This is a genomic window from Streptomyces sp. NBC_01261 (genome assembly GCF_036226385.1).
GTDB lineage: Bacteria > Actinomycetota > Actinomycetes > Streptomycetales > Streptomycetaceae > Streptomyces.
The window spans coordinates 3,131,767-3,145,612 of the sequence record NZ_CP108463.1; the positions used below are offsets into that span (position 1 = coordinate 3,131,767).

Consider the following 13,846-nt stretch of genomic DNA (forward strand, 5'->3'; position numbering starts at 1 on the left):
ATACCTTCTGCACATGCCCCCGACAGACGTCACCACCCTCATCCGCACCGAGCTGCCCCGACTGGCCGGCTCACTGAGGAAGGTCGGCGAGCTGATCCTGGAGGATCCGGCCGCCGTCACCCACTGCTCGGCCGCCGAGCTGGGCCGCCGCACCGGGACGTCACAGGCGACGGTGACCCGGTTCTGCCGGGCGGTCGGCCTCGACTCGTACCAGCATCTGCTGATCGAACTGGCCCAGGAGCGCGGTCGCGGCGAGGTCTCCGACTGGGGCACGGCCGAGATCGGCCCGGACATCTCGCCGGACGACGATCTCGAACGGGTCGTGCAGGTCGTGGGCAGCGCGGACCTCCGCGCGGTGCAGCAGACCATCGACCGGATCGACCTCGACGCGGTGGAGCGCGCGGCCACGGCCACCGCCCGCGCCCGGCGCATCGACGTCTACGGCATCGGCGGCAGCGGGGCGGTCGCCCAGGAGACCGAGACCCGGCTGTTCCGCATCGGCTGCGCGGTGCGCGGCTGGACCGAGGTGCACGCGGCCGCCACCTCCGCCGCCCTGCTCACCCCGGCGGACGTCGCCATCGGCATCTCCCACTCCGGTTCCACTCGCGAGACCATCGAGCCCTTCGAACTCGCCAAGGAGCGCGGCGCCACCACCATCGCCCTCACCTCCGACCCGCGCTCCGCACTCGCCCGCGCCGCCGACATCCGGCTGATCTCGTCGTCCTCCGCGACCAGCTTCCCCACCGGCATCATCGGCGCCCGCCACTCCGTCCTGGTCCTCATCGACTGCCTCTACGTCCGCGTCGCGCAGCTCTCCTACCAGCGCGCGAGCGCCTCCCTGGCCCTCACCGACCACATCGCCGGGGAGCATGCCGTGAAGGCCCGCAGGGGTCGGTGATCCCAGCCGGGACCCGGCCGTGATCTCGGCCGAGTCTGCATGGATGAACCACCGAAGTTACGCGGGGATGGTTGTTTGAATCATCTTCGCGGTGTCAGGATGGGCGCTCCGCCGAGCCTCTGGTAGGAGACCCATGCGCGTCACCGCTGCCCTGTCGACCGAGCTGTTCGTCGGCACCGCCGAGCATCCGCTCCAGGTGGTGGCCGCCGAACTCGCCCATGTCCCCGGCCGGCCGGTCCGTCTCACGGTCGAGGGCCCCGGCGTGCACGGCACCGCGGAGACGGTCGTGGGCGAGGACGGCACCGCGCACGTCGAGATACCCGTGACCTCGGACCTCGCGCCCGGCGAGCGGTGCGCGATCGAGGTGACGGCGGCCGACGGCGACCAACGGGCCACGCTCACCGCCGAGTTCACGGCCGCCGAACCCGGCTGGACCATGTTCATGGTCAGCCACTTCCACTACGACCCGGTCTGGTGGAACACCCAGGGCGCCTACACCGAGACCTGGGACGTGGCCGACGACCCCGCCTCCACCGGCCTCCCGGCCCGCACCTTCGACTCCCGCGGCCAGTCCGGCATGACCCTCGTCCGCGCCCACTGCGACCTGGCCCGCCGCGACCCCGCGTACACCTTCGTACTGGCCGAGGTCGACTACCTCAAGCCGTACTGGGACGCCTTCCCCGAAGAGCGGGCCTTCCTGAGGGAGTTGATGCGCACCGGCCGGGTCGAGATCATGGGCGGCACCTACAACGAGCCCAACACCAACCTCACCGGCGCCGAGGCGACCGTACGCAACGCCCTGTACGGGGACGGCTTCCAGCGCGGCATCCTGGGTGCGACGCCTGAAACCGCTTGGCAACTGGACGCGTTCGGGCACGATCCGCAGTTCCCCGGCCTGATGGCGGACGCGGGGGTGACCTCCAGCTCATGGGCCCGTGGCCCGTTCCACCAGTGGGGCCCGACCCTGTCCGTGTTCGGCGAGGAGCCGCGCGACGCCCGACGCATGCAGTTCCCGGCCGAGTTCAGCTGGATCGCCCCCTCCGGGCGCGGGCTCCTCACGGCCTACATGGTCAACCACTACGGCGCCGGCTGGGCCATCGACAACGCGCCCACCCTCCCCGAGGCCGAAGCGGCGGCGCTGAAACTCTTCCGAGGGCTCAAGAAGGTCGCGCTCACCCGCAACGTGCTGCTCCCGGTCGGCGGTGACTACGCGCCCCCGTGCCGCTGGGTGATGGACATCCACCGGGACTGGAACGCCCGTTACGTGTCGCCGCGCTTCGTCAGCGCGATCCCCCGGGACTTCTTCGCCGCCGTCCGCGCCGAGTTGGACGAGGAGGGCCGCAAAGCGTCCCCGCAGACCCGGGACATGAACCCGATCTACACCGGCAAGGACGTCTCCTACATCGACACCAAGCAGGCCCAGCGCCACGGCGAGACCCTCCTCGCCGACGCCGAGGCCTGGTCGACCCTCGCCTCGCTCGTCGCCCGACACCCTTACCCGGATGCGGCGTTGGACAAGGCCTGGCGACAGCTCGTCTACGGCGCCCACCACGACGCCATCACCGGCTCCGAGTCGGACCAGGTGTACATCGATCTGATGACCGGCTGGCGCGAGCTGTACGACCTGGCCGAGACGGTGCACGCCGACGCGACGGATGCCCTGGCCGCGAAGGTGGCCCAACTACCGGGCGGCACAAACGACTTGGTCGTGTTCAACGCGGCGACCTGGGAGCGCCGGGACGTGCTGACGGTCGCCGACCCGGGCCTGATCCCCCTCGACGACACCGGCCTGCCCCTGCCCGCCGTACGCGAGGGCGACCAACTCCGTGTCGTCGTACCGGAGGTCCCGGGCATGGGCCTCAAGGCCCTCCCGCTCACCGAGGGTTCGGTACCCGAGTGGACGCCCGGCGAAGGCCTCACCATCCGCAACGAGTTCTACGAGGTCACGGTCGACCCCGCACGCGGCGGCGGCGTCAGCAGCCTGCGCGAACTCGCCGGGGAAGGGCGGGAGTTGCTGCGCACCGGTGACATCGGCAACGAACTCGTCGTACAGGAGGAGTACGCGCGGCACCCGCGCTTCGGCGAGGGGCCGTGGCATCTCACGCCGACCGGGACCACCGCCGCACGCAGCCGGGACGTCGTCGCCGACATCGATGTCCGGCACTCCCCCGCCGGTTCGCGGATCACCGTCACCGCCGACCTCGGACTGTTCCGGTACACGCAGCGGCTGACGCTGTGGGCCGGAGTCCCGCGCCTCGACCTGACGACGACCATCGACGGCTACGACGGCGCCGACCGGCTGATCCGGGTGCGCTGGCCGTCCGACGTGACCGGCGGGCTGCCGGTGCACGAGGTGGCGGACGCGGTGATCGGGCGCGGGTTCGGATTCGTGGAGGTGGACAGCGAGGAGTTCCCGTGGACGCTCGACAACCCGGCGAACACGTGGTTCGGGCTGGGATCCACCGCACGGGTCGCGGTGCGGGACGAGTCGGGGCAGTTGCTCGGGCACCGGTCGATCGGTGTCGCCGAACTCGTCCACGCCGACTGGGACGACGCCGGCGAACTCGGTACGCCGCTCGCGGCGGCCCTGGTCCGTGCCGGGGTCACCGCGACCTCTACGATTGCCGGTGGCCCGCGCTACGGCGACCTCGAAGTCGACTCCAATCTCCCCGACTTCCGGATCGCCGTGGGTGCGCCCGAGCGCAACTCCGTGGTCGCCGAGGCCCTCGGCTGGGACCCGGCAGCAGGTCGCGAGGTGCGTCGGCAGCTGTCCGAGCGGGGCGTGGCGGTGGTGTGGGTCGCGCCGCGTGCCGGGCTGCGCGAGGAGTGGGTGCCCGGGGCCGACCTGCGCGACCTCGAACGGCTGCCGCTGCTCGTGGTGGCGGGCGCACGTCCCGAGGACGACGCCAAGGCGGTGGACGCGCTGATCGCCGACCTCGACGACGCGGTCCTCACGGCCACGGCGGCGGGCGGCTGCGAGGCGCTGCCGCCGGGCGACGCGTGGGACGGCCGCAGCTTCGCCGTCCTCAACCGGGGCACGCCCGGCTGTGTCGTCACCTCCTCCGGCGACCTCTACATGTCCCTCATGCGCTCCTGCACCGGCTGGCCCTCCGGCATCTGGGTCGACCCGCCCCGCCGCACGGCACCCGATGGCTCCGCCTTTCAACTCCAGCGCTGGACCCATGAGTTCGAGTACGCGGTGGTCGCGGGCGCGGGTGACTGGCGTGAGGCGCGTTTCCCTCAGGCCGGACATGAGTTCAACCACCCGCTGACGGCCCGCCTGCGGACCTCCACCTCCACCCAACAAGGTTTCCTGCCACGGAAGTTGGCCCTGCTCGCCCTGGAACCGGCGGGCGAGGTCCTGCTCGACGCCCTCAAGCCGCTCGGCTCCCCACTGGCCCGGGGCAGCGCGGTGCCGGTCGATCCGGGGCGCGGTGTCGTCGTACGGATGCACGAGGTGAACGGTCGGCCGGTGCGGGCCCGGATACGCGGACCGCACGACTGGGCCGAGGGTGCGCGGGCCGACGTACTGGAGGCGCGCGGTGAGGAGTTGGCGCCGGAGCGGGACGGTGGACTCACCCTCGACCTGACCGGTTTCGAGGTCGCGACGGTGCTGGCGACCGCCGACGCCGGGACTTCAACCGGGCCTGGAATCACGGCACATGAGCCCGCACAACCCGTCCACACCCGCTACTGGCTCCACAACTCCGGCCCCGCGCCCCGGGGGAACATGCCGGTGTCGGTGTTCCTCTCCCCCGGCACGCTCACCGTGTCCGGTCCCGTCACCGCGACCGTCCGGGTCGGCTCGGAGCTCACCGACGCACCGGTGTCCGGCACCGTGAGGATCGAGGTCCCGCCCGGCTGGACCGCCCGACCCGCCGAACTGCCGTACGCGTTGGGCCCCGGCGGGTTCACGCTGGCCGAGGTGACCGTGACGCCACCGCCGGAACCGGAGCCCGGCCGGCACTGGCTGGCGGCACGGTTGGAGTACGGCGGGCAGACGTACGAGGACGTCTTGGCGCTGGACGTGGCGAGCGGGCAGCACGGACCAACCCTCGTGTGTGGCCTGGGAGTTGAGCGGATCACCGTGCGGGCGGGCGAGCGGGTCCAGGTGCCCGTGACCGTCCGCAACACCACCCGGGGGCCCATCAACGGCACCCTCTGGGCCGTCTCCTCGTGGGGCACCTGGGCCGGGGTCGAACCCGGCTGCCAGGGGTTCACGGTGGCCGGTGGCGCGGAGCAGGAGTGTGTGATCGACGTGGACGGCTCGGTGGTGCCGCCGGGGTCGTACTGGCTGCTCGCGAAGGCCGCCTGGCACGGGTGTGTCGCCTACACGGAGGCGGTCGCGCTGGAGGTGACGCCGTGACGGAGCACGCGGCCGTGGTGAGCGGCCGGCCCGTTCCCAAGAGACGGGTGGACGCGTTGCTCGCGGCCGTACCGGCCCGGGACCGGGAGAGCACCCGGCCCGAGGCGCTCGCTCGGGCAGAGCGGCAGCGTCGGCGGTGGGCGACGCAGGTGGTGGTCATCGACGAGCTGGCTCAACGAGCTTGCGTGGAGCGGGGGTTGCGGCCTCCCGCGGAGGTGTCGCCGGATCGGGTGCTCGGCGTCGCCGAGACGGACGTAGCGGATCTTGGCAGCATCGTCGCGGCGGCGCTCGCGCACTCTCCGGCCGCCCGGCTGCTGCTGGCCGAGTTGGAGGGCGAGCAGGAGGTCGCGGAGGGGGCCGTGCGGGACTACTACGACCGGAACCGGGACCGCTTCCTCACCACGGAGGCGCTACGGCGCGGTGTCGACCCGTTCGGCGGGGTGTCATCGGAGGATTTCGTGCCCTACGGGCAGGCCCGTGCGGAGGTCGAGCGGGAGTTGCGGCGGGCCGCGGGGCGGCGGGCCTTCTTCGGCTGGTTGGACCAGGCCAAGTCCGGCGTTGTGTATGCCGTGGGTCATGAGCATCCCGGCGATCCGGCGCACCCGGACCACGAGCACCGGCACTGATCGCTCCCGGAACCTAAAAGCAACACGGGAACCCATTGACCTCCGATGAATTCTGGTCCACCTTTTCATCAATCAGAGTCGAAGTCGGTTAATTGAACCAACTGTTGGCTGATGCTCAGGAGGGCAGCGATGCGCACAGGAAGACTGACCGGATCGATGGTGGGGATCATCGTCCTGACCCTGACGGCCGCCGGCTGCGGGCTGTCCGGCAGTTCGGGCGACAGCGACTCCACCGCGGGCGGCTGCACGGTGGACAAGGGCAACGTGGGGTCGGGGAAGCTCACCGGCGCGGTGAAGGGCAACATCACCTTCCAGACCACCAACCTGAAGAAGGACTTCGGGAAGTTCTTCAACGGGGTCATCAAGTCCTTCGAGAAGGCGCACCCCGGTACGTCGGTCAAGTGGATCGACGATCCGGGCGACAGCACCTTCACCCAGCGCACCGTGGCCGACGCCCAGGCCTGCACGCTGCCGGACGTCCTCAACCTCAACTCGGAGACGGCGACGGCGCTTACGAAGGCCGGCTACCTGCTCGACCTGGGCGTCAAGGACCCCTCGGTCGGCAAGCCGTTCGTCCCCGCGTTCTGGAAGTCGAGCACCTTCAAGAACGCCTCGGGCTCCGCGCTGCACACCGTGCTCCCCTGGTACACCGGCGGCATCGTCCTGACCTACAACACCGACCTGTTGAAGAAGGCCGGAATCGATCCCGCGAAGCCGCCCACGACGATCTTCGGGCTGTTCGCCGACTACGAGAAGATCGCCGAGTCGGCCAAGGGCAAGTACTACGCGACGATGGCCAACCCGATCTGGCGCATCCCGGCGGACTTCGACCAGATGAACATCAAGACCCTCTCCAGCGACGGCAGGTCGGCCGTGTTCGCCGACGATCCGCGCACCACCCAGTGGGTCGCCTGGATGGCGAAGCTGTACAAGGAGGGCGCGATGCCGAAGGACTCCCTGTCCTCCAGCAACGACCCGTCCACGCCGTACACGCAGGGCAAGGTCGCCTACGGCTCGACCAACCCGAGCTATGTGCGGTTCGTGAAGCAGAACAGCCCCTCGATCTACGCCAGGACGGCGGTCGGGCAGCAGCCCTACGACGCGCTGGGCCACACCACCGGCGCCCCCCAGTACATCTCGGTCGCCGCGACCAGCGAACACGCCCCCGTGGCACTGGCGTTCGCGGAGTACCTCACCAACGCCGAGAACCAGACGGCCTGGGCCAAGGACCCGGACGTGGTGATCTTCCCGACGACCACCACCTCGCTGAACGACCCTTTCTTCCAGAAGGCCGGCGGCAACGACCAGTTCGCACAGGCCCGCAAGCTCGTGGCGGACCAGCTCAAGACGACCACGGCCTACCAGACCAACCTCTCCCCGGCCGTGCAGAACGCGATCGTGTCGCAGGTGCAGTTGGCCATGCAGGGCAAGAAGAGCGCGGCGCAGGCCGTGAAGGACGCCCAGGCGAAGGCCAACGAGCTGCTGAAGCAGGCTGGTTGATGGTGGCGACGCAGACCGCGAAGCCGGTGACCGTGCCCGGTGCGGAGGCCGTCGGCTCCGCACCGGGCACGTCCCGCATACGCAAGTTCGCCCGCGCCGTCCTGCCCGGTCCCGCCTCCGGTGCCAACGGTGCGGCCCTGTACCGCCGTTGGTGGCTGCCCTGGCTGTGGACCGCGCCCGCGGTCGTCTGCGCGGCGGTGTTCGGGGTGTTCCCGTTCCTCAACACGCTGCTGCTGTCGTTCACGAACGCCAAGCCGCTCGGCGGCGCCGCGAGCTTCGTCGGGCTCTCCAACTACACCCGCATGCTGGGTGATTCGGACTTCTGGCTGGCGACCCGCAACAGCGTCCTGTACGCCGTGATCGTCGTCCCGCTCATGGTGCTGCTGCCACTGCTGCTGGCCGTCCTGGTGGAGAAGAACCTCCCCGGCATCGGCTTCTTCCGCTCCGCCTTCTACACCCCGGTGCTCGCGTCCAGCGTGGTCGTCGGTCTGAGCTGGCAGTGGCTGCTGGCGGACGACGGGCTGGTCAACACCTGGCTGGAGAAAGCCCACTTGATCCGGTCGGCGATCCCCTTCCTCTCCGACTCGTGGCTGATCCTGCTCTCGGCGATGGGCCTGACCCTGTGGAAGGGCCTCGGCTGGTACATGGTCTTCTACCTGGCCGCGCTCGGGAACGTTCCAAAAGAACTGCACGAGGCCGCCTCCATGGACGGCGCCGGTGCCGCCCGCCGCTTCTGGCACATCACCGTGCCCGGCGTACGCCAGGCGATGATGCTGGTCGGCACCCTCACGGGCATCGGTTCGCTGCGCGTCTTCACCGAGATCTACATGCTCGGCAGCTCCACCGGCGGCCCCGGCGGCGCCGACCGCACGCTGCCCTTCTACATCCGGGACGTCGGCCTGGACCCCATTACCGGCAGCGCGGGTTACGGCTCGGCGGTGAGCGTGGCGCTGTTTGTCCTGACCCTGGGCCTGACCCTGCTGGCGCAGGGCCTCACGAAGGAGGACGAGTCATGACGACGACCGCCGTGCGGCCCAAGTCCCGCCGCCCGACGCCCCGTTGGCGTGACTACGGCCGCCCCCGCGAACTCCTCGTCCGCTACCTGCTGTTGCTCCTCGTCCTGGGCCTCACCGTGGGCCCACTGATCTGGCAGCTCCTGGCCTCGCTCAAGGGCACCGGCGAGGACGTCTTCGGCGCGGACGCCTCCCTGCTGCCCCACCACCCGACCCTGCACGCCTACCGCGAGGTCTTCAGCCAGGTCCCGGTGGCGACGTACATCAAGAACAGCCTGATCGTGGTCGCCCTCTCTGTCGGCAGCCAACTCCTGTTCTCCACGACGGCCGGCTACATGCTCTCCAAGCCCTCCTGGAAGGGCCGCAGAGCGGTCTGGATCCTCCTGGTCGCCTCCATGATGTTCCCCTTCGAGTCGATCATGGTGTCGCTGTTCCTGAGCATCCGCGACCTCGGTCTGGTCGACAGCGTGGTGGGCGTGTGGCTGCCCGGCTTCGTCGGCGCGATCAACGTCCTGCTGATGCGCGGCGCGTTCCTCGCGGTACCGCGCGAGATCGAGGACTCGGGGATGCTGGACGGCGCGAGCGAGTGGCAGCGGTTCCGCCACCTCTATCTCCCGTCCGCGTGGGGCGCGATCATGGTGGTCACCATCAACACCTTCATCAGCGCCTGGGACGACTTCCTCTGGCCCCTGATCGTGCTCCGCTCCGAGGACCACATGACACTGACGCTGGGCCTCTCCCGGTTGCAGAGTTCGTCGTTCGGCTACGACCAGCGCGTGGTGATGGCCGGTTCGGTGATCTCCGTGATCCCGGTGCTGGTGCTGTTCGTCATCACCCAACGCTGGTTCTACAAGGGCGTGTCGGCGGGAGCCGTCAAGCTCTGAGGCGTACGACGACGGGCTCGACGGCGAGCGCCGCCCGCGCGGACTGCGCGACCCGAACCTCCACGGCCCCGATCTGCTCCAACCGGTCGGTGCCGAAGGGGATTTCCACCCTACGGCGCTCCCCCGGGGCCAACTCGACTCCCTGGAAGGCATGCAGTTCGAGCGTGCGCGGCCACACCGGGGTGATCAGCCGCCGGATGTACACCTGGACCACCGAACGCCCGTTCCGCTTCCCGGTGTTGGTGACGTCGACCTCGATCACGCTCCCCACGACACGCGGCGGGCCGTACTCGAAGCTCGTGTACGACAGCCCGTGTCCGAAGGAGTGGCGCGGCTCGGCGTCGGCGTCCACGTATCCGCCGTACTCGGTGTCCTTGTGGTTGTAGTGGACGGGGAGTTGGGCCACCGAGCGGGGCACGGAGACGGGCAGGCGGCCGGTCGGTTCGGCGTGGCCGAGCAGTACCTCGGCGATGGCCTCGCCGCCCCACGGGCCGGGGTACCAGGCGGTGAGCAGGGCGCCGGCATGTTCGGGGACGACGTGCGGGCGGCCCTGGATCAGGACCACCACCGTGGGTGTGCCGGTCGCGGTGACCGCGTCCAGGAGGGCGAGTTGGGCCCGGCCCGGGCTCAGGCCCGCGAGGTCGACTCCCTCGCCGCACGTCATCTCCGAGACGGCGTTCCGCGCGGCCCCGTTGGCGTCGAAGTCCGTGTCGGGGGTACGGGCGCTGCTGCCGCCCAGCACCAGGACGGCCAGGTCGGAGGCGGCTGCTGCGGCGACCGCCTCGGGGATGCCGGAGAGGTCGTCGCCGGTGAGGGCGCAGCCGGGGGTGTGGCGGATGTCGGTGCCGGGCGGGGCGAGTTGGCGTAGGCCTTCGAGGACGCTGACACCGGAAGTCCGTGGTGCCGTGTAGTCGCCCAACTGGTGCGCGGAGGTGCCCGATTGGGGGCCTATGACCGCGATACGGGAGACGGTCGCCGGGATGGGCAGGACGTCGCCGTCGTTGTGGAGGAGGGTGATCGCGGCTCGGGCGAGTGCCGTGCTCAGCTCCCTGCCCTGCCGCGGGGACGGGAACTCGCCTGTGCTGTAGGGCCGTTCGAAGAGGCCCAGACGGAACTTCAGGCCGAGCACACGCGCCACGGCCGCGTCGAGGGTCTCCTCACTCACCAAGCCCCGCTCGACCGCCTCCTCCAAGTGTGTGAAGCCCTCGTCCCACAGGCTCAGGTCGACACCGGCGTTGAGCGCGAGGGCGCCCGCCGAGACCTTGTCGCCGGTGATCCGGGCCAGCCGGTCCACGGCGAGGCCGTCGGCCATCACCAGGCCCTCGAAACCCCAGTCCGCGCGCAGGAGTTGGGTCAGCAGGGCGTGGTTGCCGGAGCAGGGCAGGCCGTCGACCTCGTTGTAGGCGGACATGAGGGCGGCGGCACCCGCGCGGACTCCGGCGCGGGCGGCGGGGAGGTGGATCTCGTGGAGTTCGCGGAGGCCGAGTTCGGACTCGGCGGAGTTGCGGCCACCGACCGTGGCGCCCTGGCCGGCGAAGTGCTTGAGGACGACGGGGGCCTTGTCGGGAGCGAAGGCGTCACCGGGCTCGCCCTGCATCCCGCGCACCAGCGCCTCGGTGAGGCGGGCGGCGAGGTGCGGGTCCTCGCCGAAGCACTCCTCCGTGCGGCCCCAGCGCGGGTCGCGGGCGATGTCCAGGGCGGAGACGAGGGCCAGGTGGCCGCCCCGGGCGCGGAGTTCGGCGGCGGCGTGGGCGGCGGCCCGCTCGTACAGGTCGGGGTCCCAGGTGGCGCCGACGGCCAGGTTGACCGGGAGGACCGTGCCGTCCAGGGCCATGTGGCCGTGCGGTACCTCCTCGACGAACAGGGCCGGGATGCCGAGCCTGCTGCTCGCGATGACATGGCGTTGCACCAACTCGGCCAGCGCGGCGCTGTCTTGGGCGCCGGGGCCGTTGGTGTGGTCGACGCCGGACCAGGCGTCCGCGCGGAACAGGCCGTAGAGCGCGCCGAGTCCGGCGAAGCGGTCGGTCTCGGCACGGAGGGCGTCGGTGAGTTCGAACCCGTCGGGGCTGTCGGGAGTGCGGCGGTAGGCATTCCAGCCGTACATCCGCTGGTTGAGCTGGCCGACCTTCTCGCGCAGGGTCATACGGGCGAGAAGGTCGGAAACCCGGCTGTCCACGAGGGCGTCGGGGTCGCGGTAGACGGGGACGGTGGAGTCGGTCATCGGATGTCACCGTCGTAGGCGAGTCGGGCGAGGGCGACCGCGCCCCGGCAACCGTCCGGTACCCAGTCGAGGGTGAGGCCGAGGGTGTGGAGGCGGTCGGTGAGGGGGGTCGTCAGCGGTCCCTCGGGGCCGAGCAGGCCGCCGGTGGCGACGACCCGCTCGCCCGGGGCCGGTGCCAACGCCCGCACCGTGTCGGTCAGTTGGTCCGCAGCCTCGTCGAGGATGCCTTCCGCCACGGCGTCCCTCTTTCCCGCCGCCTCGACGACCAGCGGGGCGAACCGGGCCAGGCGGATGGGGAGTTCGGCCATCACGGCGGGGAGTACGTGCATGCGGTAGGCCTCGCGGTGGGCGCGGGACCAGTCGCCGTCGGTGGGCAGTTCCTCGGCCGGCACTCCGAGTGCCTGTCCGACGGACCCGGCCAGCGCGGTCGCAGGGCCGCGTCCGTCCGCCATGCGCAGGGCCGCGCGTACCGCGCTCCGGCCGATCCAGAAGCCGCTGCCGTCGTCGCCGAGGAGCCAGCCGTCGCCGTCCACGGTGGCCGTGGAGCGGCGGTCGGTGATGCGCAGGGCGACCGCGCCGGTGCCCGCGACCAGGGCGAGGCCGTCGGCGGGGGTGCCGGGGGCGGAGGCGAAGGCGGCCTCGATGTCGCTGCGGACGCGGATGCGGTCGGCGGGGATGCCGAGGCGCTGGAGCGCGGTGGTGAGGGCGGTGCGGGCGTTGACGTGTCCCGGCTCCTCGGTGGAGGCGGCCGTGGCGCCCGCGAAGCCGCCGGACACGGCGACCACGCGGGCGCGTGCCGGTTCCGGGACGGCCTGCCCGATCGCCTCGACCAGGTGGTCGGTGAGGCGCGGTACCGGGACGGTGAGGGCGTTGCCGGGCCCGGCCGCGCCCTCACCGAGGGGGCGGCCGTCCTCGGCGGCGGCGAGGACGACGCGGGTGCGGGTGCCGCCGGCGTCGAGGCCGACGACGAGGCCACCGGCGAATTCTTGGTTCAAATCATTGCTCATCACTGACTATGGTGGTTGATACATTCGCGCAGAACAAGAGCCTTCGCGCAGAAGCAAGACCCAAAGACCAGAACAAGACCCAAAGACACAGACAGGGCAAGACCGGACCTGGGGAGGATCCCATTCCTACGCTCCGCTTCGGCGTCAACTACACGCCGCGCCGCGGTTGGTTCCACTCCTGGCACGACTTCGACCCGGGGCACGCCCGCGAGGATCTGGCCCAGATAGCCGGGCTCGGCCTGGACCACGTCCGGATCTTCCACCTCTGGCCGCTGCTCCAGCCCAACCGCACGCTGATCCGCCGGACCGCCGTGGACCAGCTGGTGCACCTCGTCGACCTGGCGGGCGAGGCCGGGCTCGACGTCCTCGTGGACGGGGTCCAGGGTCATCTGTCGAGCTTCGACTTCTACCCGGAGTGGACCCGCAGCTGGCACCACCGCAACGTCTTCACGGACCCGGAGACCATCACGGCCCAGGCGGAGCTGATGCGCACGCTGGGCAGCGCCCTCGCCGACCGCCCGAACCTGATCGGGCTCCAACTCGGCAACGAGCTCAACAACTTGGTGGAGCACAACCCGGTGTCGGTGGCCGAGGTGGACCGCTATCTCGACACGCTGCTGGCCGCCGCCCGCGAGCACCTGCCGCCGGACCGCCTGGTCACGCACTCCGCGTACGACGCCGCCTGGTACGGCGACGACCACCCGTTCACTCCGGAGGCCTCGGCCCGCAAGGGCGATCTGACCACCGTCCACCCGTGGGTGTTCTCCGGCGACTGCGCCCGCCGTTACGGTCCGCGCTCGCCGCAGGTGCTCCATCTCGCCGAGTACGGAACGGAGTTGGCCAAGGCGTACGCCACCGACCCGGCCCGCCCGGTCTGGGTCCAGGAGACCGGCGCGCCCGAGCCGCACATCCCGGCGGCCGACGCCCCGGAGTTCGCGCGCGCGACCGTGCGCAACGCGGCCGAGTGCGAAGGCCTCTGGGGCGTGACCTGGTGGTGCTCGCACGACGTGGACCGCTCGCTCGCCGACTACCCCGAACTCGAATACACGCTGGGCCTGTTCGACTCGGCGGGCGGCCCCAAGCCGATCGCCGCGGCCTTCGCCGAAGCGATCGCGGAGCCGCACACCGTGCAACTCCGCGACACCGCACTGGTGTTGGACTGCACCCGGGGCACCCGCTCGGTGTCCGGTCCGGGTGGCGCGTACTTCGAGGAGTGGATGCGGCTGCGCACGGAGGGCGTCCGGCCCGCGGTGGTGCTGGCCGAACGGGCCCAGGACGAGGCGTACTTGGCGGCGCGGGGCATCAAGGAAGTCGTACGCCCGACGTGACGG

General features: G+C 71.0%; 9 protein-coding genes. 7 read left to right on the forward strand and 2 right to left on the reverse strand.

The window, feature by feature from the left end; genetic code table 11:
* Positions 1-13 precede the first annotated feature (13 nt).
* From OG226_RS13570 to OG226_RS13595, 6 genes are all read left to right on the forward strand, one after another.
* Positions 14-898: a MurR/RpiR family transcriptional regulator gene (locus OG226_RS13570; RefSeq protein ID WP_328677381.1), complete on the forward strand. Its 885-nt coding sequence runs from the start codon at positions 14-16 to the stop codon at positions 896-898.
* A 133-nt stretch (positions 899-1,031) separates the two neighbouring features.
* Entirely contained in the window at positions 1,032-5,264 is a 4,233-nt protein-coding gene (locus tag OG226_RS13575; RefSeq protein ID WP_329349103.1) for an NEW3 domain-containing protein, read from the forward strand.
* Complete coding sequence (locus tag OG226_RS13580) at positions 5,261-5,890, forward strand: peptidyl-prolyl cis-trans isomerase (protein WP_329349104.1); 630 nt, start codon at positions 5,261-5,263, stop codon at positions 5,888-5,890. Before OG226_RS13575 ends, OG226_RS13580 begins: the two co-directional genes overlap by 4 nt.
* 129 nt (positions 5,891-6,019) lie before the next feature.
* Positions 6,020-7,390 (forward strand): extracellular solute-binding protein, encoded by a 1,371-nt coding sequence (locus OG226_RS13585; RefSeq protein WP_329349105.1) that lies wholly within the window; start codon positions 6,020-6,022, stop codon positions 7,388-7,390.
* Entirely contained in the window at positions 7,390-8,406 is a 1,017-nt protein-coding gene (locus OG226_RS13590) for a carbohydrate ABC transporter permease (protein WP_329349106.1), read from the forward strand. Before OG226_RS13585 ends, OG226_RS13590 begins: the two co-directional genes overlap by 1 nt.
* Positions 8,403-9,287 (forward strand): carbohydrate ABC transporter permease, encoded by an 885-nt coding sequence (locus tag OG226_RS13595; protein WP_329349107.1) that lies wholly within the window; start codon positions 8,403-8,405, stop codon positions 9,285-9,287. Before OG226_RS13590 ends, OG226_RS13595 begins: the two co-directional genes overlap by 4 nt.
* Here OG226_RS13595 and OG226_RS13600 read toward each other — a convergent pair.
* Positions 9,277-11,508, reverse strand: a complete 2,232-nt coding sequence (locus OG226_RS13600) for a glycoside hydrolase family 3 N-terminal domain-containing protein (RefSeq protein WP_329349108.1) — start codon at positions 11,506-11,508, stop codon at positions 9,277-9,279. The two genes, OG226_RS13595 and OG226_RS13600, sit on opposite strands and share 11 nt — an antisense overlap.
* Positions 11,505-12,515 (reverse strand): N-acetylglucosamine kinase, encoded by a 1,011-nt coding sequence (locus OG226_RS13605; protein ID WP_329349109.1) that lies wholly within the window; start codon positions 12,513-12,515, stop codon positions 11,505-11,507. Before OG226_RS13605 ends, OG226_RS13600 begins: the two co-directional genes overlap by 4 nt.
* Before the next feature lie 11 nt (positions 12,516-12,526).
* Here OG226_RS13605 and OG226_RS13610 point away from each other — a divergent pair, with 11 nt between their 5' ends.
* The gene (locus OG226_RS13610) at positions 12,527-13,843 is read left to right on the forward strand and encodes a glycoside hydrolase 5 family protein (RefSeq protein ID WP_443066994.1); all 1,317 of its coding nucleotides are present in this window, start codon (positions 12,527-12,529) and stop codon (positions 13,841-13,843) included.
* The last annotated feature ends 3 nt before the right edge of the window (positions 13,844-13,846 follow it).

Excerpts from the sequence above, each read along its gene's own strand:
- OG226_RS13570 (WP_328677381.1), top strand. The coding sequence starts at position 14 with ATGCCCCCGACAGACGTCACCACCCTCATCCGCACCGAGCTGCCCCGA.
- OG226_RS13575 (WP_329349103.1), top strand. The coding sequence starts at position 1,032 with ATGCGCGTCACCGCTGCCCTGTCGACCGAGCTGTTCGTCGGCACCGCC.
- OG226_RS13585 (WP_329349105.1), top strand. The coding sequence starts at position 6,020 with ATGCGCACAGGAAGACTGACCGGATCGATGGTGGGGATCATCGTCCTG.
- OG226_RS13590 (WP_329349106.1), top strand. The coding sequence starts at position 7,390 with ATGGTGGCGACGCAGACCGCGAAGCCGGTGACCGTGCCCGGTGCGGAG.
- OG226_RS13595 (WP_329349107.1), top strand. The coding sequence starts at position 8,403 with ATGACGACGACCGCCGTGCGGCCCAAGTCCCGCCGCCCGACGCCCCGT.
- OG226_RS13600 (WP_329349108.1), bottom strand. The coding sequence starts at position 11,508 with ATGACCGACTCCACCGTCCCCGTCTACCGCGACCCCGACGCCCTCGTG.
- OG226_RS13605 (WP_329349109.1), bottom strand. The coding sequence starts at position 12,515 with ATGAGCAATGATTTGAACCAAGAATTCGCCGGTGGCCTCGTCGTCGGC.